This is a genomic window from Rahnella victoriana (assembly GCF_004330295.1).
Lineage (GTDB): Bacteria > Pseudomonadota > Gammaproteobacteria > Enterobacterales > Enterobacteriaceae > Rahnella > Rahnella victoriana.
Genome location: NZ_SJOJ01000013.1, coordinates 95,633 through 122,296 on the forward strand (window position 1 = coordinate 95,633; position 26,664 = coordinate 122,296).

Below are 26,664 nucleotides of genomic sequence, written 5' to 3' on the forward strand. Positions count from 1 at the left end.
GTGGCGCACCACGCCGTGAATTCGGGTCGTCTTAAAGATGACGTAACTTCTAACATGCGGTCAAGTTGCGGGGAAATCAATGGCTGACGGCGATTTCCCCCGGCCGCCACAGATATTCACGTTATCAATCACTCACGCTCGAATTATCAGGTTGCAGCAAGACCTGCCTCGCAATTTTCATCTTTGTCTGTGCCCGCGCGGTAAACCCTGTTTACAGAAAGGTTATTCGTGCTAGCTTTCTGTCATCTGGCATACGCCAGTATGGTTTTTCTACAAAACAGGGAGTTGGCAGGGAATGAAAACACTCAAAATCGTCACGCTGGGCGGCGGCTCAGGTTACACCCCGGAACTGATCGACGGCTTTATCCGCCGCTACGCCGAATTACCGGTCTCAGAGTTCTGGCTGGTGGATATCGCCGCCGGAGAGGAAAAGCTGAAAATCGTCGGTGCGCTGGCACAGCGGATGGTCAAAAAAGCCGGGCTGCCGATGACGGTGCATCTGACCACCGACCGTGATGCCGCGTTGCGTGATGCGGATTTCGTCACCACTCAGCTGCGCGTCGGCCAGCAGGAAGCCCGTATTCACGATGAAGCGATCCCGCTGAAATACGGCGTTCTCGGGCAGGAAACCACCGGCGCGGGCGGCTTTATGAAGGCGCAGCGCACCATCCCCGTGCTGTTAGATTTGTGCCGCGATATGGAAAGACTGTGCCCGGATGCGTGGCTGATTAATTTCACCAATCCGGCAGGGATTGTTACTGAAGCCATCGAAAAATATTCGTCCATCAAAACGCTGGGCATTTGCAGCGGTGCGAACAGCATGATGATGGATATCGCGAAGGTGTATGACGTCCGGCGTGAAGACGTGTATGCCCGCGTGATGGGGCTGAATCATCTGATTTTTGCCGATCAGATCGCCGTCAGCGGTCATGACGTCACGGCCGAATTTATTGAAAAACTGGCACAAGGCAACGGCCAGAATCAACTGAAAAACATTCCCGAAACCGGCCTGCCGCCGGCCTTTCTCCGCGCGCTCGGGCTTTATCCCCTTTCCTACCTGAAATATTTCTATCTGCGCCGGGAAATGGTGGCGCACAGCGTGAAAGACAGTCAGACGCACGGCACCCGCGGTGAACAGACGCGGGAAATTGAACGCCAGCTTTTTGAAATCTATAAGAACCCGCAACTTGAGAGCAAACCCAAAGAACTGGAAAGCCGGGGCGGCGCATATTACTCGGATACCGCCTGTTCAATCATCAGCGCAATTTATAACAACAAGCAGGAGATCCACGTCGTCAATACGCTCAATCGCGGTGCAACGCCGGATCTCGACGAAAACAGTGTGGTAGAAACCAACGCCATGATTGACCGTCAGGGCGCGCATCCGCTGGCTTACGGGCGTTTGCCGGTGAAAATCCGTGGCCTGATCCAGAGCGTAAAAGCCTTTGAGGAACTCACCATCGAAGCCGCCGTGACCGGCGATTATTCCACGGCATTAATGGCGCTTTCGGTGCATCCGCTGATGCCATCGGTGAATATCGCCGAAAAAATTCTCGACGAATACCTGGCGGTTAACCGGCCTTTTCTGCCGCAATATCCACAATAACGGGCATAAATCATTATGATGAAATTCATAGAATCACGGCTGGTGCCGTGTCTGGTCAGGGTCGGGGATAACGTTATTCTGGTCGCGGTGCGTAACGGCATTACGCTGACACTGCCGTTTATTATTTCCGGCAGTATTTTCTTAATTATCGCCAACCTGCCTATTCCCGGATGGACGGAATATTTAGGCACTTTTGGTGAGGCATTAAATGCCCCGGTGCTGGTCACCTTCGGAATTATTGGTTTAATTTCGGCAATGGGTATCAGTTATAATCTGGCGAAACATTATAAGCTCGACGGGCTGACCTGCTGTGCGATTACCGTCGCCGTGTTCCTGATGGCGCAACTAAATGATGACTACACGCTGAACGTCGATAATCTCGGCGCGGCGGGGTTATTCTCCGCCATTATTCTTTCCATCCTCACCGTCTATATCATTCGCTTTTTTATCCAGCATAAGATCTATATCCGGCTCCCGGACAACGTGCCACCCGCCGTGCTGCAATCCTTTGTCAGCGTCATACCGGCGATTGTCTGTCTGGCGCTGGTGTGGTTTGTGCGGGTAATTTTGCATTTTGATATCAACGCATTCTTCACGCTGATCCTCAGCCCGCTGGTTATCGGCTTAGGCACGCTGCCCGGCATGTTAATACTGGTCTTTCTGATCTCACTGCTCTGGTGCTGCGGCATTCACGGCACCAACGTGCTGTCAGGCATTACCGCGCCGATATTCCTGAAGTTTATTGTGGAAAATACCCAGGCCTATCTCAGCCACCAGCCGATACCGCATATCTTCGCCGAAGGCTTCTATAACTTCTTCATCTGTACCGGCGGGTCCGGCGCGACAATGGGACTGGTGCTGGCGATGATGGTGTCGAAAAGTCGTTATTACAAATCGCTGGGCCGGATGTCATTTGCGCCTTCGCTGTTTTGTATCAATGAGCCGGTGATTTTCGGCGTTCCGATGGTATTTAACCCGCTGATGATGTTGCCGTTAATTATCACGCCGATGCTGTTATGCACCATGTCATATTTTCTGATGACCTTTAATATTATCGGTCGCCCGGTATTACAAATCCCCTGGACGATGCCGCCTTTGCTGAACGGTTATTTCGCCACCGGCGGCAATATTCCGGCGGCTTTGTGGTCAGGCGTCATGATTATTATTTCGACAATCATTTATTATCCCTTCTTCCGGCTGATGGAAAAGAAACAGCTGGCTCAGGAAGAAGCCGCAGTCCCGGTTAATGCTGCGCAGGTCAGCGCATAAATGCAGGCAAAAACGGAAGGAGACATCATGAAAATAAACTGTGCTTTTGTGGGATTTGGAAAAAGCGCGATGCGCTACCATTTGCCTTACGTTTTGCAGCGACGCGAGACGTTTCAGGTTAAAACGATTTTCGATATCGCCCGTCGCCCGGAGAGTGAAAAAGAAGAGGCTTATCAGGGGATCCGGTTTACCGATGACCTGAACGATATCCTGCATGATAAAAGCATTACGCTGGTCACGCTGTGTACGCCGCCGCAAACCCATTACGATTACGCAAAACTGTGCCTTGAGCACGGGAAAAACGTCATTGTCGAAAAGCCCTTTACCCGGACGCTGGCCGAGGCACAATCGTTATTCGCGCTTGCCGCCGAAAAAGGGCTGACGGTCACGCCGTATCAGAACCGGCGCTTCGACAGTTGCTTCTTAGCGGCTAAAAAAGTCATCAGCAGCGGCGTGCTGGGTAACATTGTCGAGTTCGAAAGTCATTTCGATTACTTCCGTCCTGACGCGCCTGATGCCCCGGCAGATTATACTCATGGCGCTTTTTACGGGCTGGGCGTGCATCTTGTCGATCAGGTCGTCAGCCTGTTCGGACGGCCAGAACATGTGCATTACGACATCCGTTCGGTGAGAAATAAAAACAATCCTGACGATACTTTTGAACTGCAACTTTATTACGGTGAAACCAAAGCCATAATTAAATGCAGCCATCTGGTGATGCAGCCTTACCCGAAATTTATTCTTCACGGGGAAAAAGGCTCCTTTATTAAACTGAATATCGATCAGCAGGAAACCTGTCTGAAAGCCGGGAAATTACCGGGCACACCGGATTTTGGTCAGGAAATGGAATATGGCGTGCTGAAATACATTGATGACAACGGCCACACCCTTACCGAACATGTCGATGCGGGCAACGGCGATTATGGCCGCGTTTATGACGCCGTCTGTGCCACGATATGTCAGGGACGTGCGCCATATGTGCCAGCCGCTGAGGTAATGACCACAATGGAAATTCTGCACCGGGCATTTGAACAACCCGCGCCCGCGCTGATCAGGCTTCGCTAAAACCCCGCAGGCCGGGAGCGGAAGCTTCCGGTCAGCAGGGCATGTGTCTATACTGCTCAAAAATAAACCCTGACATGAAGAAGTTACGCCCATGGCCGCCCGTTACATTGATATTAAAAACAGCCTGAAGCAGGCGATCCTCAATAAAGAATATCGGGTCGGGGACAAAATCCCTTCCGAGCGGGAGCTGGCCGTCCATTATGAAGTGACACGCGTGACGCTGCAAAAAGCCATGCACATGCTGGAGCAGGAAGGCTTTATCGAACGTATTCATGGCAAAGGGATGTATGTCACCAAAGTGATTGAAGACAACGTTTATTTGCTCAATAACGGCACCAGCGATTCTATTCTCGGTTTTTCGCGTGAATTTAAAGATAACGTTAAAGTCTCCAGCCGCTTAATCAGTTTGCAGACCATCAAAGCCGGTGACGCAATCGCCAGCCAGTTAGATATTGATATAAATGATGAGGTCCATTATATCCGCCGCATCCGGCTGGTGGATAATATGCCGGTCCTGATCGAAGACTCCTATATTCCCTGCAAAGTGATCGACACTATTCCTGAATCGGTTTTACAACATGCCTCTTTATATGAATTCATTGAAAATAAAACCGGCCGGAAAATTAAATTCTACAACTCGGTGATCGAAGCCTCGCTGTTTGACGACACGCTTTCCGCACTGCTTGAGATTGAAACCGGTCTGCCGATGCTGAAAGTGTCGGGTATTACCAAACTGGAAGACGGAAAAACCTTCAACTACTCAATCGGTTATAACCGCGCAGACAAATTTAAAATCAAGAACAGCTGGGTGGGAAAGTAAGATCAACCCTGCAACGTGAAGTATGAAGGGGGCAAACAGTTTATACTGTCGGCAATACGCCACTCCGGAACAATAAAGTTATGTTGAGTTACCGCCACAGTTTTCACGCCGGCAACCATGCCGACGTCCTGAAACACACCGTTCAGAGCCTGATCATTGAATCTCTGAAAGAAAAAGAAAAACCCTTCCTTTATCTCGACACCCACGCGGGTGCCGGGCGCTATCAGCTGAGCGGCGAACACGCCGAACGCACGGGCGAATATCTGGAAGGCATCGCGCGCATCTGGCAGCGTGATGATATTCCTGAAGAACTGGCGGCCTACATGTCGGTCGTCAATCACTTCAACCGCAATGAAAATCTGCGTTATTACCCGGGTTCGCCGCTGATTGCCCGTCAGTTGCTGCGCGAAGACGACAAGCTGCACCTGACCGAACTGCACCCGAGCGATTTCCCGCTGCTGCGCAGTGAATTCCAGAAAGATGACCGCACCCGCGTTGCGCGCGCTGACGGTTATCAGCAGCTGAAAGCCCAGTTGCCACCGCCTTCACGCCGTGGCCTGATCCTGATGGACCCGCCGTACGAAATGAAAACCGATTATCAGGACGTGGTAAAAGGTATTCAGGAAGGCTACAAGCGTTTTGCCACCGGCACTTACGCGCTGTGGTATCCGGTCGTCATGCGTCAGCAAATCAAGAAAATGCTGCGTGACCTCGAAGCGACCGGCATCCGCCGCATCCTGCAAATCGAACTGGGCGTGCGCCCGGACAGCGATCAGCGCGGCATGACCGCTTCCGGCATGATCGTGATTAACCCGCCGTGGAAACTCGAGCAGCAGATGAACAACGTGCTGCCGTGGTTGCTCAAAGTGCTGGTGCCTTCCGGTACCGGTCATACTACGGTTAACTGGGTTGTGCCTGAGTAAGTAAAGCTTTTCCCCTCGCTGAGGCCTTTTTCAAAGGTCTCAGCTATCAAACCTATCGCAATCATTGATCCAATCTTTTCCACAACACGTTAAACTCTTAACCAAATTTTGAGATTAACGACGCTGAATCAGTGTCTCCATTTTTCACAACTTACGGATAAAACGATGACCAAACATTATGACTATCTGGCAATTGGCGGCGGCAGCGGCGGTATCGCATCAATCAACCGTGCAGCCATGTATGGGAAAAAATGCGCGCTGATCGAAGCTAAAGAGCTGGGCGGCACATGCGTCAACGTGGGTTGTGTCCCGAAAAAAGTGATGTGGCACGCTGCGCAAATCGCGGAAGCGATCCGCAATTACGGCCCGGATTACGGCTTTGACACCACCGTGAACAGCTTTAACTGGAAAACGCTGGTCGCCAACCGTACCGCCTATATCGACCGCATCCACACTTCTTACGACAACGTGCTGGGCAAAAACAACGTTGACGTGATTAAAGGTTTCGCACGTTTCGTTGACGATCATACCGTTGAAGTGAACGGCGAGAAGATCACAGCGGATCACATCCTGATCGCCACCGGTGGCCGTCCGAGCCATCCGGATATTCCGGGTGCGGAATACGGCATCGATTCAGACGGTTTCTTTGATCTGACCGAAATGCCAAAACGTGTTGCCGTCGTTGGCGCAGGTTACATCGCGGTGGAAATCGCCGGTGTGATGAACGCGCTGGGTGCCGAAACGCATCTGTTCGTGCGTAAACACGCGCCGCTGCGTACTTTCGATCCACTGATCGTCGAGACGCTGGTGGAAGTGATGGAAACCGAAGGCCCGGCGCTGCATAAAGAATCCATTCCGAAAGAAGTGGTGAAAAATGCCAATGGCAGCCTGACGCTGAAACTGGAAAACGGCCAGGAATTTGAAGTGGACAGTCTGGTGTGGGCGATTGGCCGCGAACCGGAAACGGACAATTTCAACCTGAAAGCCACCGGCGTGAAAACAAACGATAAAGGTTACATCGTCGTCGATAAGTTCCAGAACACCAGCGTAAAAGGTATTTACGCGGTGGGCGATAACACCGGTGCCGTTGAACTGACGCCGGTTGCGGTTGCCGCAGGCCGTCGTTTGTCTGAGCGTCTGTTTAACAACAAACCTGATGAGCATCTGGATTACAGCAACATCGCCACTGTGGTGTTCAGCCACCCGCCAATCGGTACGGTCGGCCTGACCGAACCGCAGGCGAAAGAGCAATTCGGCGAAGAGAACGTGAAAGTCTATAAATCCGCATTCACCGCCATGTACACCGCCGTCACGCAGCACCGCCAGCCATGCCGCATGAAACTGGTGTGCGTCGGTGCTGAAGAGAAAATCGTCGGCATCCACGGTATCGGTTATGGCATGGACGAAATGTTGCAGGGCTTCGCGGTCGCACTGAAAATGGGCGCAACCAAGAAAGACTTCGACAACACCGTCGCTATCCACCCGACCGGCGCGGAAGAGTTTGTGACCATGCGTTAATTCGCGGGCATTGCGCTGAAAGCGCGATGAATTGAAAGGCTGCCACCGGCAGCCTTTTTTATTACCTTCAGTCCAGCAAAATCACTTTCGAACTGTCCGCCTCGAACAGTGGCTTACAGAGAATTTTATAACTGTCGCGGTCAAAATGGGGCACGGCGATATCGAATGCTTTAGCGGCTTCCAGTGTGCTGACGGTGCCCAGATAGAACCAGTGATTGATGACATGATAATCCGTCAGCCCGTTGGCTTCTTCGGCGATGGCGATGCGGCCCGGATACGGCCAGCTGCGGATTTTTAACGCGCTGAGCGCTTCCCGCAGGCGCGCCTGATGGGCCTCCGGCGATTCTTTACCGCAACAGACTCCGGCACATTTTCCCAGTGAGAAGCGGAAACAGGCGCGGTTTTTTGCCCCTTTTTCCAGCCCCAGTGCGCCGTAACAGAGTTTTTCCTGATCGGCGATATCACGGAGCTTTTCCAGTGCCGACATCTTCGTTTTGAACAGGCCAAACAGATCTTCACTGTGCGAAAAATCCACGTCATCACTGAACACAATGCTGGCCGTCAGCGCCTGAAGGCGGATAGAGCACAGTTTGCGGGCGGTGCGCAGACGCTTATTAAACAGCGGTCGCCGGGTTTTAATCAGATCCGATTCCAGCAACAACGCCCCCACTTCACCGATCGTTTTGATGAATTCAATATCGCGGGTCATGTGCAGAAGTTTGGCTTCGGCAGGATTGCGGAAGTGCGACATTACGCGGCTGCGGATATTCACACTTTTGCCGATATACAGCGGAAAGGCGTTGTCGTCGCCGTAAAAAATATAGACGCCGCTGCTGCCGGGTAAATTTTCTAAGGTATGGCGAAGGTGTTCAGGGTACTGATAAAGCTCCGTAAAAAGCTCTTTTTCGGGATTCCACAAAATAGCTGACCTGCTTTAACCGGATAAATGTCGTATAGAAAACGGTCAGATAATACTGGCGTTTTATACAGCCTTCAACCTTTGCGAAATAATCAGTGTGTAAATATTGCACGGCGGAACTCACGCCTGCGTACGCATCCCGATATATTCCTGTCCGCTCAGCAGGTTACCTAACGCCGCCTCGCGGGTGTCGCGCTGATCGGATTGTATCCACAGATACAGATTATCGACGTTATCAAACCGCACCAGCACGGTGTAGGTGGTTTCACCGTGCACCGGACGCAGGATATTCACATTCTGATAACCGGGAAACCGTGCCGCATCCGTCTTCAGCTGTTCCAGCCAGCTTTCGTATTCCGCCAGCTTATCCCGCCGTACGCCGTGGGTGATCACCAGGGTGATCTGTTCAGGTTGATGTGGATAAGCCATGGGATATTCCTTCTGAGTAACCGGTATTCTGGTTAACTGAATGTTGCGTTATATTCATAAACGATACGAAATCCGCACGGCTATTGATAACGGAAATATTTTGGGTTGTTGTTAAACAATTTTGGGGTGGGGAAGAATAATGCGATTAAGCCTTGAAGCGCTGCTGATCCTGGATGCGCTGGACAGACACGGCACCTTTGCCGCAGCCGCCGCCAGACTGTTTAAAACCGCGTCGGCACTGAGTTATACCGTGCAGAAAATGGAAAGTGATCTGAGCATTAAACTGCTGGACCGCTCCGGACATCGCGCGACCTTCACGCCGACCGGTCGCCTGATGCTGGAAAAGGGCCGCGTGCTGCTGCGCGCCGTCAGCGAACTGGAACAACAGGCGCAATACGTGGAAAGCGGCTGGGAAAGCAAACTGACCATCAGCGTCGATGCCTCAGTGCCGTTCGCCCTGCTGGCGCCGCTGATTGACCGTTTTTACGCCGAGCATCAGCACACACAGTTATTGTTCCGCCACGACGTGCTCGCCGGGTGCTGGGAAGCCCTGAGTTATGGCGAGGCCGACATTGTTTTCGGTGCCGTGCAGGAACCGGTCACCCGCAGTGGCATCGAATACCGCCCGATCGGCTGGCTGGAATATGTGTTTGCGGTTGCGCCGCATCACCCGCTCGCCGCAATGCCGGAACCGCTGGTGCGCGAGCAAATCCGTCAGTACCGCGCCGTGGTGGTTCATGACACGTCGCGTCACGGGACAGGTGCGGATTTGCGGGTGCTGGATGAGCAGAAGATGCTCAGCGTTCATGACTTTAACGCCAAAGTTCATGCACAGATTGCCGGGCTGGGCTGCGGCTATCTGCCGCGTTATCTGGCCGCGCCACATCTGGCAAGCGGTGCGCTGGTTGAGCGCCGTCTCGATACCGAAACCCGCCGCGATCAGGCATTTATGGCCTGGAACGAAAATGCCACCGGCAATGCGGCGATGTGGTGGCGCGAAAATTTGCAGGATTTCGAGGGCATTGCGGCGGTGTACAGCCAGGACTGAAAAACAAAAGCCGCATCATGCGGCTTTTTACTCTGGCTAACGCACCGACAGATAGTGATGCATCTGCGGTTTGTTCTCACCGCGATGATAACGCGTTACCTCGCTTTGCAGATCGGCATCCGCATGCGACACACGCTGATGCTGACGCAAATGTTCGTGCCAGGACTTCACCAGTTCCGGCACAATCGCCTGCCAGGCGGGCCCCATCAGCGTGGCGGCGGTTTGCATCAGCGCGACAGCTGCCGGTATTGCCGGGGATGGTCGCCACCCAGATCGTGGCGAATAATCCCTGTTTCAGCGGTGAAAACGCCCCGCCCGCGACACTGTTCTGGCTCATACCCGCCCCTTAATATCATTCCATGCGACATAGACAAACGCACCGGCCAGCCCGATATGTTCGAAGAATCCGTTCATCATCATCGCGCGTTCATGGCCGGAAACCTGCCAGTACGCATTCGCCATAAAATTGGCGCAGAAGGTAAACAGTGCCAGCGCCAGCGCGCCAGCCCACCGATATCGCCCGGAGAGGATCAGCGCAGAGGCTCCCAGTTCCAGCACAATGACTGCGGCAGCCATTGGCGCGGCAGGCGATAATCCGAAGTGCTGCATTTCAGCGATGGCACCGGAAAAATCGAACAACTTGACGATACCGCCCTGCAAATACGCGGCACACAGGGCCAGCAGGGCAAACCAGCGGATAACCGGGAAAGGGACAACCGGAGCCGACAGACTGGAAACAGGGGCGTGACGCATGATTTCTCTCCTGCCGGAACCTGCTCAAGGCGCGGTTCCGGCCTGTTAATTTTAATACCTCATCATTCGCGCGGCAGGAAGGCGGCAAGCGAAGGATGCCGGTATTAACCCTGGCGCTGTGGCGCTTTGTGAACCATGGTGTAGGCATAATCGACGCCCATACCGTAGGCACCGCTGTGCTCACGAACCAGATCCATAACCGCGTCGTAGGTTTCTTTACGGGACCAGTCGCGCTGGTACTCAAGCAGAACCTGCTGCCAGGTCACCGGGATGGCACCGGCCTGCACCATACGGTCGATGGAACGTTCGTGGGCATCCACGCTGGTGCCGCCGGAAGTGTCGGTCACCACATACACTTCGTAGCCTTCTTTCATCGCCATCAGCGCCGGGAATGTCAGACAGACTTCTGTCCACAAGGCAGAGATAATCAGTTTTTTGCGGCCTGTGGCTTCAACGGCTTTGACGAATGCCGCGTCTTCCCAGGAATTCATTGATGTGCGCTCAATCGGTTTCACGTCAGGGTGAACCGCCAGCAGTTCCGGCCAGATGTAGCCGCTGAAGCTTTCCGTTTCCACCGAGGTGTAAATCACCTGCACGTTAAAAACTTTGCCCGCTTTAGCCAGAGCGACTGTATTATTTTTAAGCTGCTGGCGATCGATATTGGCGACGCCGAAAGACATTTGTGGCTGATGGTCGATGAAAATCAGGGTGGAATTCTGTGGGTCCAGCAAATCGAATTTAGACATTTTCATTTCCTCTCAGAGTGCATTGTTGGGTTGTGTGTTTGTATTTAACGTTGTGTTGTTGTGCTGCTGGAATTAACAATAGGTCAGGAGTCGAAAAGCAGATAGCGGAAAGAATTTGGCAACTTGTTCAGATTTTTTTGACAGGGTATTCCCTATATAAACAGTCATGAATACGCCTATTTTTCATAATGATAGGAACACCAAAATCTTTTAACGACTTGTCAAAAATAACCTGTTAGCAATATTTCCCCGCCACGCCTAATGTTGATTGCAACACAACACACAATACGCAAAACCTGCAAAAACAATCGCTGAGGAAATAAACATGAGCACATTCAATACCCAAGACGGCACTCAAATTTATTTTAAAGACTGGGGCAAAGGTAAGCCGGTATTATTCAGCCACGGCTGGCCGCTGGACGCCGATATGTGGGACAGCCAGATGAATTTCCTGGCTGATCGCGGTTATCGCGTTATCGCCTTTGACCGTCGCGGGTTTGGCCGTTCAGAACAGCCGTGGGAAGGTTACAACTACGACACTTTCGCGTCCGATATCAACGACCTGATCGAACATCTCGATCTGCATGATGTCACGCTGGTCGGTTTCTCAATGGGTGGCGGCGATGTGACGCGTTATATCAGCCGTTACGGCTCAGAACGTGTCACCAGTCTGGTGTTGTTAGGCGCGGTGACGCCGCTGTTTATTAAGACGGAAGATCATCCGCAGGGCGTGGATAAATCGGTGTTCGACGGCATCAAAACCGGTCTGCTGAAAGACCGCGCACAATTTATCAGTGACTTTGCGACGCCGTTCTACGGCACCAATCAGGGCATGACCGTTTCTGACGGCATAATGACCCAGACGCTGAACATCGCGCTGATGGCATCGCTCAAAGGCACCGTTGATTGTGTGACCGCATTCTCCGAGACGGATTTCCGCCCGGACATGGCGAAAATCACCGTGCCGACGCTGGTGATCCACGGCAGCGCCGACCAGATCGTGCCGTTTGAAGCCACCGGCAAACTGGCCGCAGAAATGATTAAGAATTCAGAGCTGAAAGTTTATGAAGGCGCACCGCACGGGTTTGCGGTTACCCATCAGGATCAGCTGAATGAAGATTTACTGGCGTTCCTGAGCGGTAAATAAATCAGGGCGCAGAAATAAAAAAGGCAGGTGATCTGACGATCGCCTGCCTTTTTTTATCCGGCCACTGTTACTTGTCTTTCACACCTAATATTTTGATATTCATGATCGAAAGTGAATTCGGCGGGATTTTACCCGGAATGCCGTCTTTGCCATACGCCAGTTCAGGCGGAATATACAATGTGGCTTCACCTTGCAAACCCAGATTCAGCACGACTTCCTGAAGCACTGCCGGGATTTCCGTGACGGCCGCGCTGATCACATTATCGTCTTTTTCGCTGGCAATGACTTTACCGTCGCCCAGTTTCTCAATAATCCGCAGACGAATGCTTTTCTCCATCGTCACTTTAGGGGCAGAACCTGGCTTAGTGATCTGGTAAATGAAGCCCGATTTGGCTTTCACCGCACCTTTCGTTTTGCCCGCTTTATCGAGAATTTTCTGGTTATTCTCTACATTGGACGTCTTTTGCTTTTCCTGACGAGAGCGGATATCACTGTCCAGACTGTTCAGCGACTCCCGCATGTCTTCTGTCGACATGCTGGACAGCTCATTCATGCGGTCAACAAAGCCTTTGATAATCACATTGCGATCAATTTTCTCACCGGCGGATACCACCTGCTCGATTTTTGAATTCGCGGCCTGCCCCAGCAAATACCCGACAGAATAAGAACGGCCGGTTTTCTTGCTTTCTTTCGCCTGCAACGCTTTCAGTTCGGCATCACTGATCAGCTCTCCGCCAGATTTTGTCACGGCAGCGATACTGTGTGAGGCGAGGTCTTTCTTCGTTTTATCAAGTTCGGCTATCAGTTTATTTTTTTCTTCCGTAACTTTGGTCGCCGCCAGCTGACTCTCGCTGAGCTGGGTGGTCAGGCGTTTCACATCCTCAGAAGAGGTTGATAATGCCGTTTGCGACGCCTGATACTCATTCTGCGATTTTTGATTCGCAGCCACAGACGCAGCCAGTTTTTCAGCCTGCGCGGCGCTTTGTTTCTGCAACGCTGCCAGCTGGGTATTCAGTTGCGCGTTGTCATCCGTGGCTTGTTTCAGGGGTTTCTGCAGGGCCAGATAATCCGCCTGAGATTTCTTATTGGCGGCTTCAGACGCAGACAGTTTTTCAGCCTGCGCGGCGCTTTGTTTCTGCAACGCTGCCAGTTGGGTATTCAGTTGCGTTTTATCATCGGTGGCTTGTTTCAGGGTTTTCTGCAAGGCCAGATAATCCGCCTGAGATTTCTTATTGGCGGCTTCAGACGCAGACAACTTTTCATTTTGCGCCGCGCCTTGTTTCTGCAACGCTGCCAGCTGAGTTTTCATCTGCGCATTTTCATCCGCAGCCTGTTTCACGCTGTTCTGCAAGGCCAGATAATCTGCCTGAGATTTCTTATTGGCAGCTTCAGAGTCGGACAGTTTGCCATTCTGCGAGGTGCCCTGTTTATGCAGGTCTGCCAGCTGGGTTTTCAGCTGTGCATTCTCATCAGCAGCGTGTTTAAGGGTTTTCTGCAAGGTCTGATAATCGACCTGCGACTTTTTATTGGCCGTCTCTGACACAGACAGTTTGTCGTTCTGCGCGGCACTCTGTTTTTGTAAATCTGCCAGCTGGGTTTTCAGCTGTGCATTTTCATCAGCGGCCTGTTTAAGGGTTTTCTGCACGGCCAGATAGTCAGCCTGTGACTTTTTGTTGGCGGCTTCAGATTCGGACAGTTTGCCATTCTGCGCGGTGCCCTGTTTTTTCAGACCTGCCAGCTGAGTTTTCAACTGCGCATTCTCATCAGTGGCCTGTTTAAGGGTTTTCTGCAGAACCTGATTTTCACCGAGAGACTTGTTATTGGCGGCCACGGCAAACGCAATCTTCTCGTTCTGGCTGTCTCCCTGTTTTTGCAGATCGGCCAGTTGCGCTTTCAGCTGTGCATTTTCAGCGGCGGCTTGTTTTGCCGTCGTCTGCAACTCAGCGACATTCGCCTGGGATTTAGAGCCATTGCTTTGTAAAGCCTGCAACTTATCAGCCTGTTCCGTCGACTGCTTTTGCAGCGTCTCGAGCCGGGTTTTGAGCTGATGATTTTCTTCTGTCGCCTGCTGCAATGTCGCATTCAGTACCGCGAATTCAGCCAGCGATTTACCGTTAGCATGCGCGGATGAGCTGAGCTGCTCAATTCGCACGGAGGATTGCTTTTTCACGGTATCGAGTTGTGTTTTGAGTTGCGTATTTTCACTGGTTAATTTCTTAAAGCTCGCCTCAAGGGTGGCAATCTCTTTCTGGGCTTTTTTGGCTGCCAGCTGCGACGTCGCCACCTGCTCAGAGGATTTTTTCGCGACCCCGACTTGATTGGTTTTCAGCGCGGTAAGCTGCGCTTTCAGTTGATCATTTTCAGCTTTGGTCTTTTTCAACGACTGCTGGATACCGGCCACTTCGTCCTGAGATTTTTTAGACGCGGTCTGCGCAACGGACAATTTTTCCGTCAGGCTTTCGGCTTGTTTCTTGCTGACCTGCAGCGTCTGTAACTGCGATTTGATCTGCTGATTTTCTTGTTGTGTATTTTTCAGCGAATTTTGCAGTTGTTTCAGTTCATCCTGCGCTTTTTTCTGCGCAAGTTTCTGGTCTGCCGACGGCGGGGTCACCACAGGTTTGGCTTTTAACGCCGCAATCTGCGTTTGTAGCTGTTGGTTTTCTTTTTGAGTATCCGCATAAGATTTTTGCAACGCCGCGTATTGGTCACGGGATTTTTCTGCGGTGGATTTTGCTGCCTCAAGGGATTTTTTGAGCTGATCGTTGGCCTTTTTCTGGGTGTCGCTGACATCCGCAGTGGCAGGCACCGCCGGTACCGATTGAGTGCTCGCAGGCTGAGGCGCTTTGGGGGTTTTCCTGGCTGGCGCTGGCGTCGGTTTAGGCCGCGGTTTTGGCGCTACCGGTTTTTCGACAGCGACGGGTTTTTCAACAGGGGCTTTCGGCACGACAATATTTTTTGGAGGCTGGATCAGCGGAGAGGAAGTCTTATCTTTTTCCGCAAAAACAGAAGGTTCTGGAGCAGAAATTAAATTTTCACTTTGCAACTGATCCAAAAGACTCAGGTTAGCATCCACCGGCTCTTCAGCATGGGCTCCCTGTATATTGATCAGGAGCAGAATTAAGAAGAAAGACTTCACTCGCGCCATCATATTTTATTCACTTCCTGAGAGCGCTCGTCCATGCTCTTAAAGGTCGCACCTTTAACTCTTGCGCAGATAAGTTTTAATTTTGAATCCAGCTCGATGTTCAGGATTTCCTGAGCATCTTTATTAATCAGACCATTATTCGCTTTATACACATCATAAGATTTCGTCAGCTGATTAAACTGTTGCTGGTAAATTTCAAAATCGTGAGGAGAGAGACGCTGTAATGCTTTGAATTCATTAACACAGGTATTATTCGACGTTTTATTTGTCGGTGTCTCTTTTGTTGTCGCCACATTATTTTTCGTACTGCATGCGCTCAAAGCGATTAACGCCAGGAGTGCCAAAGACGTTAAGCCGGGCTTATTCATGGAAGTTATCCTGTAGGGTTTTACTGATGGAACACATTATTTTCCCAGCAAAATCGCCCGTGGAACACCCACTTTCACTTAAATGAATATGTAGCCAACCCAAAACAACTTATAAAAGACGGTTAATCATGGCATTAGAGGATAAAAAAAGTAAATTTAGTGCCAAAACCCGGTCTCCGCAAGCCTGCAAAAACACCTTTTTCTGCGTCAGATGACCCGATAGCGCGTCAAAATTGTGCTATGTCATCCAGAATTTTAACCGGCCAAAGCGGAGGCGGAAATAATAAATTAACGCTTTCCGTTAAAAAAGAAATGCCCCTCATTCGCGATTAGGATTATTGGTAAGCATAATTCTCATTCTGGGATTTCATGCGCCCAGACGTTCCATAAGAAAATCAATGACACTGCGTAATTTGGCAGAGGGACGACTATCCTGATGATATATCAGGTACAAGGGCGTTGGCTTATACGACCATGCCGGTAATACAGGAACCAGACGGCCTTGCGCGATATCGTCCATCAACACATAGTCGGGTTGCAGGACAATCCCGCAGCCATTCAGTGCAGCAATCCTGAGGGAATTGCCCTGATTAGACATGAACCGGCCACTGATAAACGCCTTAAAGGTTTCCCCTTCCGGCCCCATCAGATCCCAGCGGTCCTGATGCAGCCAGTAGGACAGGCCGAGACAGCTGTAATTGCCGAGCTGATCGGGATGTTCCGGCATTCCGTGCTGACGGATATAGTCCGGCGACGCGGCCAGTATCCGGCGATACGGGCGTAACGGACGCGCCACCACGCCCGGCTCACACACTTCCCCGATCTGAATGCCTAATTCGTAATTTTCCTGACTCAGATTCGGCACGCGGTTATCCAGATTCAGCATCACGTCCACATCGGGATGCTGCGCCATGTAGGCACTCAGTTCCGGCACCAGACACTGACAGCCGAAACTGACCGGGGCAATCATTCGTACCAGCCCTTTCGGCGCGGCCTGCAATTCCATGGCGCTGCTCTCCGCCAGCTCCACTTCCGACAGCACCCGGCGACAGCGGTCAAAATAGAGCTGGCCGACTTCTGTCAGTTGCTGACGCCGCGTCGTGCGGTGCAATAAGCGCGCACCGAGCCGTTGTTCAATCTCCCGGATCTGCTTGCCCACCATCGTGGGTGAGACGCCGCTGGCCACTGCTGCCGCGGTGAAACTGCCACATTCCACCACTCTGACGAACATTTCCATTCCGGACAATTTGCTCATGATTATGAACCTGCAGGTTTCAATTCATTCAACTTAACACATATTTATCATTTAACGCGCTTCAGTAAAAATCAGATTCAGCCCCTCAGCCGGGGGGCTGAAAAATAAGGAACCATGATGCCAATTATCCGTTTAGAACTGGTGCCGGGCCGTACGCCTGAGCAAAAAAGCGATTTCGCCCGGGAAGTCACCCGTGTCGCGGCAGAAACCCTCAACTGCAAGCCTGAAAGCCTTGATGTGGTGATTACTGAAGTCCCTAAAACGCATTGGGCAAAAGGCGGGAAACTGCTGGGGGAATAATTCTCAGGCGAAAGAAGACTGACCACCCGGCACATGTTCCCTGTGCCGGATGACTGAATGATTTCATTATGATTGCCACTTAACCGAGAAATAGAGAAATGAAAAATTCTTACTCTGCGGGCGTTATCTGCTGTCTGATAGCGACCTTATCCTGGGGCGCGACATTCCCGATGATGACCAGCGCGCTGAGACATCTTGACCCCTATACTTTCACCACCCTGCGCTATGGTTTCGCGGCGATCGCGTTAGTGATCGCGCTGAGATTACGCGAAGGAAAACAGGGGCTGAACCTGAAAGGTGAACGCGTCGGACTGGCGTGGTTATTAGGTTCAGCGGCTTTTGTGGGTTTTGGTTTTTTTGTTTTTCTTGGCCAGCAAATGGCAGGAGAAAACGGCGCGTTAACCACGTCGATCATGATGGCGACCATGCCGATGCTGGGTATTCTGGTAAACGGCGTATTGCGCAAAATCGTCCCGCCCGCGGTTTCCGTTGGCCTGATTATGATGTCTTTTTTTGGGGTGATGACCGTGATCACCAAAGGGCACTATGCCAGCCTGTTTGATTCACCTTCCAGCTACAAAGCCAACGCCCTGATTATTTTCGGCGCACTGTGTTGGGTATTTTACACCGTGGGCGCGTCGTTTTTCCCGACCTGGTCGCCGCTTAAATACACCGCATTAACCAGCGTTCTCGGGATGACCAGCGTACTGGTATTAAACGCGCTGCTGTATATCACTGGCTTCGTGGCCGTGCCCGCCGTCAGCGACTTCGTGTATGTGATCCCGCATGTCTTTTACACCGCCTTCGTGGCCAGTTTTATCGGCATCCTGTGCTGGAATATCGGCAATAAAATCCTGACACCACTTAACGGGGTGTTGTTTATGGATATCGTCCCGATCACCGCGTTCTCTATCTCCGCTATGACCGGTGTCGAACCCAGCGCCCCGGAAATCGCGGGTGCCTGTATCACCGGTTCTGCGCTGATCCTCAACAATCTCTATCTGCGCTATCGCACACAGAAAAGCATGGGCGTCCCTGTGCGCAATAACTGAGAGTTTTTACTGCACACACGGGATTTATTCATCTGTTTAACAAGGACTTTTACATTATGTTTGTGAAATGCAACGACCTGATCATGCACGTAGATTTGCAAGGCCCGACTGATGCGCCGGTTCTGGTATTACTGCATTCTCTGGGAACGAACTTTCATATCTGGGATGCGCAGGTTCCGGCGCTGACCCGTCACTATCGCGTACTGCGTCTGGATATGCGCGGGCATGGTCTGAGTGAAACCGGGCAAGCGCCTTTCTCACTGGAAGATCTGGCTGACGATGTCCTCCGCATCGCCGACTATTTTGATATCAGTACGTTTTCCGTCGCAGGGGTGTCCATCGGCGGGCTGATCGCACAGCATATTGCCGATACCGCACCTCAGCGCCTGCGCTCAATGGTGCTTATCGACACTTATCTCGCCCCGGCGTCATCGTCATTCTGGCGCACCATGGCCGACAATATTCGCCAAAACGGTTTAGATTCCCTGGCTCCGGAAATTTTCGGCCGCTGGGTCACGGCGGAATTTCGGGATACTCCGGCGGCGCTCGGCATGAAGCAGATGCTCAACCGTACTTCTGATGAAGGGTATGCGAAATGCGCGGATGTCCTGTCTCAGATTGAGCCGAAACAGCCCCGCAATACGCAGGTGCCGCTACGGGTACTGGTTGGCGAACACGATATGGTCGCCACGCCCGCCGCCGCACAGGAAATGGCAACCGCTCGTCATGGCGAACTCGTTGTACTGCGCAATGCCGCACATATCCCGCTTTTTGAAAAATCCGGGGAAATCTTGGGTGAGATGTTGTGTTTTCTGGCAAAGGATTTCAGTCACGACGTCAGGGAGAAGATCAGCGTTTAATCAGAAGATGACCCGCCACACGGTGAAATAGTAGAAAGCAATTATAAAGACGTTATTTTTTTGGAAAGAGTGGTTCTGAAGTACCTAAACACTCACCCCTTTTCAATCAGGGAAAACAGGTGATAGCGAACGGGTAATAATAACCAGAGACCGCAACGGATGTTGAATGGATCTCTGAATGACCGGTTCACATAAATATAAAAACAGGTGCTCAGAGGCAAATCAATGCGTAATTTAGAACTCTACCGGGCGGGAGATAAATTCGCCCCGGTTTCATCCGGCAAAATTCTGCCACCCCTGGTGATGTTATGGAATTTTCTTTCGGTACTGGCAGTAGATCCCGTGATGTCCGATTCCATTATATTTAATCAGTCTTTACTGGGACTGGCGCTGGCATTAGAACACAGCGGATACCGGGAGTTTATCGAAGTGAGAGACGCGTCCCTCAGTGTACGTATCCGTTTACTTGTTTTGGACAATCCCGGCCATGACTGGTGTTCCGCTGATTTCGAGGAGCGCCTGCACATGAGCGGCGCAACGTTACGGCGTCGTCTGGCGGAGGAAAATACCTCGTTGCGTATCTTGCTGCGTGAGGCGCGGCTGTACCACGGCATGACATTGCTGCAAACGACACGTAAGTCCATCAAAACAGTGGCACAGGAATGCGGGTACCATTCTTCTGCCTGTTTTACCCGAAACTTTATTTCTTACTTCGGTACCGGGCCTTCTGCGGTGACAAATAACCTGACCAATATTACCTGCCCTTCCTCATTCCGCGAAAATGCCCTTAACATGCCTCTCCGGGGGTAATGCTTGTTGATTTTTATCACGCCCGGCACATCTGACCGGGCGTTTTGTATTAATGTGAAAAATATTCACTTTCCGCCAAACAACGTCCCCTCCTCATATTGAGCGTTTTGAGCATGATATTGAGCGTTCACAGAAAACGTATTACGCAATAATCGGTGCGTTAAATAAACACGCCTTTATTTCTCCGGCGAATTTTATTTTTTATCAGCTCTTCGCAAGAAGGTAATAACTCTGGAGTTTCAAAATGGATATTCGAGTTTATAACGAAGAAACGCATCAATATGCACTTGAATTACTGAAAAACGATGGCGTCATTGTCGCGCCCAGCGTGACGAATTACGGCGTATTTTGTTCTGCTCACAGTGCCCGCGGAATCGCCCGGATCTTCGAAATGAAAGAACGCACTAAATTCGGGCCGCTTACCTTAGGTATCGGCGATCCTGCTGATGCACGTAAATACGCGGAAATCCCGCCAGAGTTCTCCGATGAACTGATCGCCGAACTGCTGTTAGGCATGACCACGCCGATTTTCTTCAAATCTGCCGAGTCCGCCACCTTTCCCGAACAAATGACAATGGGTGCCCCTACGGTCGGTCTTTTCTGTCACGGGATGAGCCCGATGTATGAAATCGGACGCGACTTCGGCCCGATTGCCCTCACGTCATCCAACATTTCAGGCACCGGTGGCCATCAGGTGACCCGCGAACAGGCGATTAACGATCTCGGGAAACACGCAGATCTGGTCATTGACGGCGGACCGATTGGCTGGGATGACGCCGCTGGCCCGTTCCAGAGCAACACGGTTGTCGACTTTACCTTTAACCCGCCCCATCTGGTTCGCCAGGGCCGTTTCCCTGCCGCACGTCTGAGCAGTCTCTTCCCGACACTGGTGACAGAACACAGTGCCTATAAAGAAGTGATGACCCTGCGCATGGGAGAAATCACGCTGTGAGCCACGTTCATTTAGATACGCCTTACACCGGACATGCCACGTCAGAACGCGTTTTACTGGTCGGCATGGGCGCGGATATCGGTTCGAATCTTCTCTATTTGTCGGCCACTGCAGAGGTGGCGCATCCGGTGACGGACATACTGACGCACCCGGTTGATAGCGAAGGCGTGGGCGCGGAATCACGCGGACCGCTCGAAGAACTCAAAGCGCGTCTGCTGCTGGCCAACCCGCAGCTTTTCGGCAGAGTGACCACCCATAGCGGCGAAAATGTACTGGCGATTGACGGGCGTACTTTCCGCATCCATTTCCGTGATCTGGATGAAGACGTGTCTGATCTCGGTCACTTCAGCCTGGCGATACTGGCGACCAGTCGCCGACATATCCGCTCCCCCCGCCACCTCGAAAAACTGGAAGCCATTGCCCGCGTGGTCATTGGCGTGGCCGAAAACGCCGATCTTCCGGCGCTTTATCCGGCGCTGATGAACGCCGAACCCACGCATTTCCTTGCCAGCCGCACGGCGGCAGGCGCACAGATGTCAGGCAGTTATGCCATGGGGAGTTGTCAGTGCGTCGGCTGGACAACCGGGCTGCGTATTCTGGCGGATTACTGTTCCGGGCGAGGCATCGCACTGCACGACGTTCTGGTACACAGCGAGGTCGATATCGTCCACCCGGATACCGCATCTTCCAATTTTGGCACCCGTCGTGTCGGATCACGAACGGAAGATCCGCGAGATAACCTGCGTCCGGGCGTGTCTCAGGTTGCGGATTCCATGTTGCGTTTTGCCCCGGCCACCAGCGCGAACAATGTGTCGTTGCGAGTGCTGACCCAGCCGCCCGGTTATCAGATCCAGCGCTTTTTCCTGCGCGATCTGGATATCGGGACGGAGGACCTGATCGGTGCCGCCCGTGCCCTGGAGTCCACCGAACCTTCGCTGATCCACGTCACCACGAACACCATCGGTTCAAGAGCCTATTCCGGCCTGCCTTCCGGTTTCGTGCTGCTGGCCACTGAGCAACATCTGTCTGTCAGACGCATCGGCGATATCACCGAAGTCGTTCTGCAAGCCTTTGTCCACAATACGCTGGGCTACTGCGCCGCCATTCTTTCAGCAACCGACCATATCCTTCGGGGCGATGGCGTTACCCTGGTTGATTCCCATAACTCTCTTACCCTCAAGGAAAAGAAATGATCACTTCAGAACTTATCAGTCAGCCAGCCGCGCGGAGATCAGCAGGCAGAATCATCATCACCCCGGAACCTGAAACCGTGGGCATGATCACGCACTCTCTCGGCGAACTCTCCGGTGATCTGGAGCATATTCTTTTCACCCCGAGTCTGGACTGTGCCGTTGCCAGCAAAATTATTGCCACGCCTTCCGTCGGATCAGTCGTCGTGACCCGTAATGAATTCTCCGACCACGCCCGTAAAATGCTCCATGAATCGGGGATCGGACTGGTGGTGTATAACGAAGAAGAATTCGACAAAACCAGCCGGTGCATCGTGAACAAAGATGGCCTGACTTCTCTGCGCGAAGACGTGCCGGTCAGCGCCATCTGTTCCGTACTGAATCAGCGTAATCTCGCCATTTATCGCCGTTTCGGTGTCAAATCGCTGGGCTATTTCAGATTCAAGTTCTGCCTGTTCCAGCTCTTTAGTCAGGAGCCGGAAGCGTACAACGACAATGCCCATATCGAAGACTTCCTGTATGAGCAGCTCGTCGAGCTGGGCAAACAAAACTGGACCAGCATTCGTTGCGTCCTCTCTGATCTGACGACGGCGGAGCTGGCGGAGGTCGGGGTCAGCGTCCCTGCGGAAATGAACCCGGACATGGGCGTGCGCGGGCCACGTATCATTACACAGTGGGCGCCGGAATTAGCCGCCATCCGCCGCTTCCAGCAGGAATTCGATACCCCGATAAAAATCAGCGCGCCGTTCATTTCCACTATCGGGGAATACTGCACTTTCGTGGAGATGGTCGAACAGGCAGGCATTGAACGTTCAGGCGTTGAACTGGGCTTTACGCTGGAAGTCCCGGCGCTGGCTGAAGAACTGGATGATTTGTTCACGACGGCAAAAGTTGATTTTATGGCGATTGGTACGTCGGATCTGTTCTCCCTGTTCAACGGAGTTTGCCGCAACAATCAGGCACTTTCCGTTTCACCTACCAGCAATGCCAATATCCGTCTCTTGCGACGGGTGGTGTCATGCGCCCGTGAACATGGCGTGCATACTTTTGTGTGTGGCGAAGTGCGCCGCAATGAGAAGGTGATGGCCGAGTTGCTGCAGGCCGGTGTGGGCGAACTCATTTGCTCCGCTCAGGTCAATGAGCTTTGTACTGTATTTCATATCTCCGGCACTCCGCGTTCAGCAAAATGACCGCGTATTGACTCACGGGGGCTTATGTCCGGCCCCCTGATTTCACCGGTTTCTGTTCTTCAGGGCGAGGTCAGCCGATGTTTTATACCGTGGAATGCACGTATACCGATCCTGAAAGCGAAGAAAGCTGGAATGATTTTTACAGCCTTGAAAAGCTGCCCGCCCTGATTTCCGTCAGCGGATTCAGCACTTCACAACGCTTCAAAGCCCTGACGCCGGGCTGTCCGGTTTATCTCGCGATTCATACCGTCAGGGACGCACAGGTGATCGCTGGTGAGGAATACCGGCAGAAAGGAGGAGGCAGTTTCGCGCGCTGGCAGGCTTACATCAGCGACTGGCACCGAAACCTGTACGAATGCGCAGAACCGGCACCTGACGTTGCCGAAGATGAACTGCTGCTGCTCAGTGCACGGCCTCTCAACATGGCCGGGACGGCGCTGCGCTGGCCGTCACGGGAAATGCAGGCTGCCGGGCTTGATGCGTGCCCGGCTTATCGGGTGGCGTATGTCATCCCCCGCGAAAAAACCGGTTTATTCGCGGGAACAGCTGACGTGTATTTCTACGAACCTGTCACGCCACAACTGCGCAACCCGCCGTTATGACTGCTGCAAAGATTTGGTGCGCTGCGCAAAGCTCTTACGCAACTTTTGCAGTTTCGGTGGGATCACTGCCATGCAATAACGGTTCTGCTGCCCGGCGCCATCCCAGTAATTCTGGTGATAGCCTTCGGCCACGTACACTTCGCCGAGCGGTTCGATGCTGGTCACGATCGGATCACGGTGATCATGCTGCGCGCGCAGTATGGCGGCTTCCGCCTCCGCTTTCTGCTGTTCATTGGCCGGGAAAATCGCCGAACGGTATTGCGTGCCGACGTCATTCCCCTGACGGTTAAGCTGGGTCGGATCGTGGGTCACAAAGTGGATATCCAGCAGATCGCCGTAGCTCAGTTTTTCCGGGTCAAAACCGACGCGGATGGCTTCTGCATGGCCGGTCGTGCCGGTGCAAACCTGTTCATAGGTCGGATTCGGGCGACGGCCGCCGGTGTACACACTTTCCACCGACTCGACGCCGATGACGTCTTTGAACACCGCTTCCGTACACCAGAAGCAACCACCGCCGAAAATAGCGTATTCGATTGTCATGCAGACTCCTTAATTTAGGCAACAAAGGAAATATGGGGACAGATGACACTGAGATAAAGGGTTTACAATAAATAACCGGCTGTGTGAATTTCTTCTGCGCAGAAAAAGAGAATATTTTGTGTCAGTTAATTTCCCACAGAAATAATGCTGATATTGCGTCTGATTGATCTGCCTTTTTTTTCGTGGCAGACTCACTGACATTGAAATACACGGAATTCCCCTATGAAAGACGTAATTGAAGGCTTCCTCAGATTCCAGAAAGAGGCGTTTCCTCAACGCTCTAAGCTATTCAAAGAACTCGCGTTAAACCAAAATCCTAAGACCCTGTTTATCTCCTGTTCCGACAGCCGTCTGGTGCCGGAATTAGTGACGCAACGTGAACCGGGTGAACTGTTTGTGATCCGTAATGCCGGGAATATTGTGCCGCCATTCGGGCCGGAACCGGGCGGCGTTTCCGCTACGGTCGAGTACGCCGTTAAAGCACTGGGCGTGAAAGATATCGTCATCTGCGGGCATTCCAACTGCGGCGCAATGAGCGCCATCGCTAACTGCACCTGTCTGGATCACATGCCTGCGGTCGCGCACTGGCTGCGTTATTCCGATGCCGCGAAAGCGATTAATGAATCCGTCGAACACGAAAATCCAGAAGCTCGTGTGAACGGTATGGTGCACCAGAACGTCGTGGCTCAGCTGAGCAACCTGCGTACGCATCCTTGCGTGGCGGTCGCGCTGGCGAAAGGGGAAATTACCCTGCACGGCTGGGTGTATGATATTGAATCCGGTTGCATCGAAGCCTTTGATGCGAAAAGCGCATCCTTTATTTCGCTGTCAGATAATCCGGAAGTCCGCGCCAGTTAATTGCCCGTAAAATAAAACATCCGGAACAGTGTTAAATAATGTTCCGGATGATAAATCAGCGACTTAAGTCTTATTATATTGTTGTCTTACCCTCTGCCGTAATATCCCCCTGCCTGAACGACAGTTAACCGATTTCTCTTTTACGCCACAGCGAGAATAATTGATGCCTGTTATCACGTTAGACCGTCTGGCCGATTGTCCTGCTGCACAGTGGGATGCGCTGGTGCCTGCGCAACAGCCTTTCCTCAGTTATGCCTTTTTATCGGCGCTGGAAGACAGCGGCAGCCTGGGACCGCACTCCGGCTGGCGTCCGCAGCATCTGCTCTGGCAGGAAAACGGTGAAATCCGCGCCGCTATTCCCGGCTACCGCAAGCGCCATTCTTATGGCGAATACGTCTTTGATCAGGGCTGGGCGGATGCCTGCCAGCGTTCGGGCATTGCCTATTACCCGAAATGGCTTGGCGCGGTGCCGTTCAGCCCGGTGACCGGCGCACGGTTGCTGGGCGAGGAATCTGCCGCCATCAGCCTGTTGCAGGCGTTGCCGGATTATCTGGAAGAGAACGGCCTGACCGGCGCGCACATCAATTTTACCGACGAGCGCGCCAACCGGCTGATGGGCAGTGAAGCGGTGTGGCAGCACCGGCAGGGTTTGCAATATCACTGGCAGAATCGCGGTTACCGCGATTTTCAGGATTACCTCGATGCGCTGACATCACGCAAGCGTAAACAGTTTCGCAAAGAGCGCGAACAGGTAGCCGCGCAGGGAATTGATTTTGTCTGGCGGGAAGGCGCGCAGGTAACTGAATCACAATGGGATTTCGTTTATGCCTGCTACAGCAACACCTATCATATTCGCGGCCAGTCGCCGTATCTGACCCGCACTTTTTTCAGCCTGCTGGCGGAAAGAATGCCGGAGGCGATCCGCGTCGTCTTCGCGCAACAAAACGGCCGCGACGTGGCAATGGCGTTCAGCTTAATCAGTGGCGATACGTTTTACGGGCGTTACTGGGGCTGCCTGGCAGAATTCGACCGGCTGCATTTTGAAACCTGTTTCTATCAGGGAATGGAATACGCGATTGCCAGCGGGCTGGCGCGTTTTGACGCGGGCGCACAAGGTGAACACAAACTGCTGCGCGGCTTTGAGCCGGTGATCACCGACTCGTGGCACTATTTACGGCATCCGGGTTTACGTGACGCCGTGGAAGATTTTCTGCTGGAAGAACGTGCAGCCGTGCAGCGCTGGGCGGACGAAGCCCGCGAAGTACTGCCCTACCGGCACGACGTCGTTTAAGTTCCGGC

At 52.4% G+C, this 26,664-nt stretch carries 27 protein-coding genes; 18 read left to right on the forward strand and 9 right to left on the reverse strand.

Going from position 1 to position 26,664, the window contains the following annotated elements:
• Window positions 1–295: 295 nt before the first annotated feature.
• From EYY67_RS12835 to gorA, 6 genes are all read left to right on the forward strand, one after another.
• Window positions 296–1,606: a 6-phospho-beta-glucosidase gene (locus tag EYY67_RS12835; protein ID WP_131693670.1), complete on the forward strand. Its 1,311-nt coding sequence runs from the start codon at window positions 296–298 to the stop codon at window positions 1,604–1,606.
• Window positions 1,607–1,621: 15 nt separating this feature from the next.
• Window positions 1,622–2,875, forward strand: a complete 1,254-nt coding sequence (locus EYY67_RS12840) for a PTS sugar transporter subunit IIC (protein ID WP_131693671.1) — start codon at window positions 1,622–1,624, stop codon at window positions 2,873–2,875.
• A 27-nt stretch (window positions 2,876–2,902) separates the two neighbouring features.
• A complete protein-coding gene (locus tag EYY67_RS12845; RefSeq protein ID WP_131693672.1) occupies window positions 2,903–3,940 on the forward strand; it encodes an oxidoreductase in 1,038 nt (345 codons plus the stop codon).
• A gap of 91 nt (window positions 3,941–4,031) precedes the next feature.
• Window positions 4,032–4,760 (forward strand): GntR family transcriptional regulator, encoded by a 729-nt coding sequence (locus EYY67_RS12850; RefSeq protein ID WP_131693673.1) that lies wholly within the window; start codon window positions 4,032–4,034, stop codon window positions 4,758–4,760.
• Window positions 4,761–4,840: 80 nt separating this feature from the next.
• Complete coding sequence (locus EYY67_RS12855) at window positions 4,841–5,683, forward strand: 23S rRNA (adenine(2030)-N(6))-methyltransferase RlmJ (protein ID WP_013573521.1); 843 nt, start codon at window positions 4,841–4,843, stop codon at window positions 5,681–5,683.
• A gap of 165 nt (window positions 5,684–5,848) precedes the next feature.
• A complete protein-coding gene (gene gorA / locus EYY67_RS12860) occupies window positions 5,849–7,201 on the forward strand; it encodes a glutathione-disulfide reductase (protein WP_095923891.1) in 1,353 nt (450 codons plus the stop codon).
• Window positions 7,202–7,268: 67 nt separating this feature from the next.
• On the opposite strand, the gene cho is transcribed toward gorA, so the two are convergent.
• Both cho and EYY67_RS12870 read right to left on the reverse strand, forming a co-directional pair.
• Window positions 7,269–8,120, reverse strand: a complete 852-nt coding sequence (gene cho, locus EYY67_RS12865) for an excinuclease Cho (RefSeq protein ID WP_119825404.1) — start codon at window positions 8,118–8,120, stop codon at window positions 7,269–7,271.
• A gap of 120 nt (window positions 8,121–8,240) precedes the next feature.
• Window positions 8,241–8,549: an antibiotic biosynthesis monooxygenase gene (locus tag EYY67_RS12870; protein ID WP_095923893.1), complete on the reverse strand. Its 309-nt coding sequence runs from the start codon at window positions 8,547–8,549 to the stop codon at window positions 8,241–8,243.
• 139 nt (window positions 8,550–8,688) lie between these two features.
• On the opposite strand from EYY67_RS12870, the gene EYY67_RS12875 reads away from it, so the two are divergent.
• Window positions 8,689–9,597 (forward strand): LysR family transcriptional regulator, encoded by a 909-nt coding sequence (locus EYY67_RS12875; RefSeq protein ID WP_131693674.1) that lies wholly within the window; start codon window positions 8,689–8,691, stop codon window positions 9,595–9,597.
• A 36-nt stretch (window positions 9,598–9,633) separates the two neighbouring features.
• On the opposite strand, the gene EYY67_RS12880 is transcribed toward EYY67_RS12875, so the two are convergent.
• The 3 genes from EYY67_RS12880 to EYY67_RS12890 form a co-directional block, all read right to left on the reverse strand.
• Window positions 9,634–9,825, reverse strand: a complete 192-nt coding sequence (locus EYY67_RS12880) for an MFS transporter (protein ID WP_232770324.1) — start codon at window positions 9,823–9,825, stop codon at window positions 9,634–9,636.
• A gap of 105 nt (window positions 9,826–9,930) precedes the next feature.
• Window positions 9,931–10,350, reverse strand: coding sequence for a DoxX family protein (locus tag EYY67_RS12885; RefSeq protein WP_095923896.1), 420 nt, complete (start codon window positions 10,348–10,350; stop codon window positions 9,931–9,933).
• 104 nt (window positions 10,351–10,454) lie between these two features.
• A complete protein-coding gene (locus tag EYY67_RS12890) occupies window positions 10,455–11,096 on the reverse strand; it encodes a hydrolase (protein ID WP_131693675.1) in 642 nt (213 codons plus the stop codon).
• Window positions 11,097–11,421: 325 nt separating this feature from the next.
• On the opposite strand from EYY67_RS12890, the gene EYY67_RS12895 reads away from it, so the two are divergent.
• The gene (locus EYY67_RS12895) at window positions 11,422–12,243 is read left to right on the forward strand and encodes an alpha/beta fold hydrolase (RefSeq protein WP_095923898.1); all 822 of its coding nucleotides are present in this window, start codon (window positions 11,422–11,424) and stop codon (window positions 12,241–12,243) included.
• A 67-nt stretch (window positions 12,244–12,310) separates the two neighbouring features.
• Here EYY67_RS12895 and EYY67_RS12900 read toward each other — a convergent pair whose 3' ends face one another.
• The 3 genes from EYY67_RS12900 to EYY67_RS12910 all read right to left on the reverse strand — a co-directional run bounded on the left by EYY67_RS12900 (window position 12,311) and on the right by EYY67_RS12910 (window position 17,011).
• Window positions 12,311–15,391, reverse strand: a complete 3,081-nt coding sequence (locus tag EYY67_RS12900) for an FKBP-type peptidyl-prolyl cis-trans isomerase N-terminal domain-containing protein (protein ID WP_131693676.1) — start codon at window positions 15,389–15,391, stop codon at window positions 12,311–12,313.
• Window positions 15,388–15,756, reverse strand: coding sequence for a hypothetical protein (locus EYY67_RS12905; RefSeq protein ID WP_131693677.1), 369 nt, complete (start codon window positions 15,754–15,756; stop codon window positions 15,388–15,390). Before EYY67_RS12905 ends, EYY67_RS12900 begins: the two co-directional genes overlap by 4 nt.
• Before the next feature lie 367 nt (window positions 15,757–16,123).
• The gene (locus EYY67_RS12910) at window positions 16,124–17,011 is read right to left on the reverse strand and encodes a LysR family transcriptional regulator (protein WP_119825414.1); all 888 of its coding nucleotides are present in this window, start codon (window positions 17,009–17,011) and stop codon (window positions 16,124–16,126) included.
• Between the two features lie 117 nt (window positions 17,012–17,128).
• Here EYY67_RS12910 and EYY67_RS12915 point away from each other — a divergent pair, with 117 nt between their 5' ends.
• From EYY67_RS12915 to EYY67_RS12950, 8 genes are all read left to right on the forward strand, one after another.
• Window positions 17,129–17,311, forward strand: a complete 183-nt coding sequence (locus EYY67_RS12915) for a 4-oxalocrotonate tautomerase (protein ID WP_119825416.1) — start codon at window positions 17,129–17,131, stop codon at window positions 17,309–17,311.
• A 98-nt stretch (window positions 17,312–17,409) separates the two neighbouring features.
• Window positions 17,410–18,363, forward strand: coding sequence for a DMT family transporter (locus EYY67_RS12920; RefSeq protein WP_131693678.1), 954 nt, complete (start codon window positions 17,410–17,412; stop codon window positions 18,361–18,363).
• Between the two features lie 56 nt (window positions 18,364–18,419).
• Window positions 18,420–19,223 (forward strand): alpha/beta fold hydrolase, encoded by an 804-nt coding sequence (locus EYY67_RS12925; protein ID WP_131693679.1) that lies wholly within the window; start codon window positions 18,420–18,422, stop codon window positions 19,221–19,223.
• Window positions 19,224–19,448: 225 nt separating this feature from the next.
• Window positions 19,449–20,033: a helix-turn-helix domain-containing protein gene (locus EYY67_RS12930; RefSeq protein ID WP_131693680.1), complete on the forward strand. Its 585-nt coding sequence runs from the start codon at window positions 19,449–19,451 to the stop codon at window positions 20,031–20,033.
• 244 nt (window positions 20,034–20,277) lie between these two features.
• Complete coding sequence (locus EYY67_RS12935) at window positions 20,278–20,985, forward strand: L-threonylcarbamoyladenylate synthase (RefSeq protein ID WP_131693681.1); 708 nt, start codon at window positions 20,278–20,280, stop codon at window positions 20,983–20,985.
• On the forward strand, window positions 20,982–22,178 hold the full coding sequence (locus EYY67_RS12940) for a hypothetical protein (RefSeq protein ID WP_131693682.1): 1,197 nt from the start codon (window positions 20,982–20,984) through the stop codon (window positions 22,176–22,178). Before EYY67_RS12935 ends, EYY67_RS12940 begins: the two co-directional genes overlap by 4 nt.
• A complete protein-coding gene (locus EYY67_RS12945; protein WP_131693683.1) occupies window positions 22,175–23,365 on the forward strand; it encodes a putative PEP-binding protein in 1,191 nt (396 codons plus the stop codon). The genes EYY67_RS12940 and EYY67_RS12945 overlap by 4 nt, the downstream gene beginning before the upstream one ends.
• A gap of 77 nt (window positions 23,366–23,442) precedes the next feature.
• A complete protein-coding gene (locus EYY67_RS12950; protein ID WP_131693684.1) occupies window positions 23,443–23,967 on the forward strand; it encodes a sugar ABC transporter in 525 nt (174 codons plus the stop codon).
• On the opposite strand, the gene msrA is transcribed toward EYY67_RS12950, so the two are convergent.
• On the reverse strand, window positions 23,962–24,507 hold the full coding sequence (gene msrA, locus EYY67_RS12955) for a peptide-methionine (S)-S-oxide reductase MsrA (protein WP_095923904.1): 546 nt from the start codon (window positions 24,505–24,507) through the stop codon (window positions 23,962–23,964). The genes EYY67_RS12950 and msrA overlap by 6 nt on opposite strands.
• A 222-nt stretch (window positions 24,508–24,729) precedes the next feature.
• Between msrA and EYY67_RS12960 the strand changes: the two genes are divergently transcribed.
• Together EYY67_RS12960 and EYY67_RS12965 are read left to right on the forward strand one after the other, a co-directional pair.
• Complete coding sequence (locus EYY67_RS12960) at window positions 24,730–25,365, forward strand: carbonic anhydrase (protein ID WP_095923905.1); 636 nt, start codon at window positions 24,730–24,732, stop codon at window positions 25,363–25,365.
• Between the two features lie 163 nt (window positions 25,366–25,528).
• Window positions 25,529–26,656 (forward strand): GNAT family N-acetyltransferase, encoded by a 1,128-nt coding sequence (locus tag EYY67_RS12965; RefSeq protein ID WP_131693685.1) that lies wholly within the window; start codon window positions 25,529–25,531, stop codon window positions 26,654–26,656.
• Window positions 26,657–26,664: the final 8 nt, after the last annotated feature.

Excerpts from the sequence above, each read along its gene's own strand:
- EYY67_RS12850 (WP_131693673.1), top strand. The coding sequence starts at position 4,032 with ATGGCCGCCCGTTACATTGATATTAAAAACAGCCTGAAGCAGGCGATC.
- EYY67_RS12930 (WP_131693680.1), top strand. The coding sequence starts at position 19,449 with ATGCGTAATTTAGAACTCTACCGGGCGGGAGATAAATTCGCCCCGGTT.
- msrA (WP_095923904.1), bottom strand. The coding sequence starts at position 24,507 with ATGACAATCGAATACGCTATTTTCGGCGGTGGTTGCTTCTGGTGTACG.
- gorA (WP_095923891.1), top strand. The coding sequence starts at position 5,849 with ATGACCAAACATTATGACTATCTGGCAATTGGCGGCGGCAGCGGCGGT.
- EYY67_RS12855 (WP_013573521.1), top strand. The coding sequence starts at position 4,841 with ATGTTGAGTTACCGCCACAGTTTTCACGCCGGCAACCATGCCGACGTC.
- EYY67_RS12890 (WP_131693675.1), bottom strand. The coding sequence starts at position 11,096 with ATGTCTAAATTCGATTTGCTGGACCCACAGAATTCCACCCTGATTTTC.
- EYY67_RS12950 (WP_131693684.1), top strand. The coding sequence starts at position 23,443 with ATGTTTTATACCGTGGAATGCACGTATACCGATCCTGAAAGCGAAGAA.
- EYY67_RS12885 (WP_095923896.1), bottom strand. The coding sequence starts at position 10,350 with ATGCGTCACGCCCCTGTTTCCAGTCTGTCGGCTCCGGTTGTCCCTTTC.
- EYY67_RS12935 (WP_131693681.1), top strand. The coding sequence starts at position 20,278 with ATGGATATTCGAGTTTATAACGAAGAAACGCATCAATATGCACTTGAA.
- EYY67_RS12920 (WP_131693678.1), top strand. The coding sequence starts at position 17,410 with ATGAAAAATTCTTACTCTGCGGGCGTTATCTGCTGTCTGATAGCGACC.
- EYY67_RS12915 (WP_119825416.1), top strand. The coding sequence starts at position 17,129 with ATGCCAATTATCCGTTTAGAACTGGTGCCGGGCCGTACGCCTGAGCAA.
- EYY67_RS12960 (WP_095923905.1), top strand. The coding sequence starts at position 24,730 with ATGAAAGACGTAATTGAAGGCTTCCTCAGATTCCAGAAAGAGGCGTTT.
- EYY67_RS12870 (WP_095923893.1), bottom strand. The coding sequence starts at position 8,549 with ATGGCTTATCCACATCAACCTGAACAGATCACCCTGGTGATCACCCAC.
- EYY67_RS12910 (WP_119825414.1), bottom strand. The coding sequence starts at position 17,011 with ATGAGCAAATTGTCCGGAATGGAAATGTTCGTCAGAGTGGTGGAATGT.
- EYY67_RS12875 (WP_131693674.1), top strand. The coding sequence starts at position 8,689 with ATGCGATTAAGCCTTGAAGCGCTGCTGATCCTGGATGCGCTGGACAGA.
- EYY67_RS12925 (WP_131693679.1), top strand. The coding sequence starts at position 18,420 with ATGTTTGTGAAATGCAACGACCTGATCATGCACGTAGATTTGCAAGGC.
- EYY67_RS12880 (WP_232770324.1), bottom strand. The coding sequence starts at position 9,825 with ATGCAAACCGCCGCCACGCTGATGGGGCCCGCCTGGCAGGCGATTGTG.
- EYY67_RS12905 (WP_131693677.1), bottom strand. The coding sequence starts at position 15,756 with ATGAATAAGCCCGGCTTAACGTCTTTGGCACTCCTGGCGTTAATCGCT.
- EYY67_RS12840 (WP_131693671.1), top strand. The coding sequence starts at position 1,622 with ATGATGAAATTCATAGAATCACGGCTGGTGCCGTGTCTGGTCAGGGTC.
- EYY67_RS12965 (WP_131693685.1), top strand. The coding sequence starts at position 25,529 with ATGCCTGTTATCACGTTAGACCGTCTGGCCGATTGTCCTGCTGCACAG.
- EYY67_RS12900 (WP_131693676.1), bottom strand. The coding sequence starts at position 15,391 with ATGATGGCGCGAGTGAAGTCTTTCTTCTTAATTCTGCTCCTGATCAAT.
- EYY67_RS12945 (WP_131693683.1), top strand. The coding sequence starts at position 22,175 with ATGATCACTTCAGAACTTATCAGTCAGCCAGCCGCGCGGAGATCAGCA.
- EYY67_RS12835 (WP_131693670.1), top strand. The coding sequence starts at position 296 with ATGAAAACACTCAAAATCGTCACGCTGGGCGGCGGCTCAGGTTACACC.
- EYY67_RS12845 (WP_131693672.1), top strand. The coding sequence starts at position 2,903 with ATGAAAATAAACTGTGCTTTTGTGGGATTTGGAAAAAGCGCGATGCGC.
- EYY67_RS12895 (WP_095923898.1), top strand. The coding sequence starts at position 11,422 with ATGAGCACATTCAATACCCAAGACGGCACTCAAATTTATTTTAAAGAC.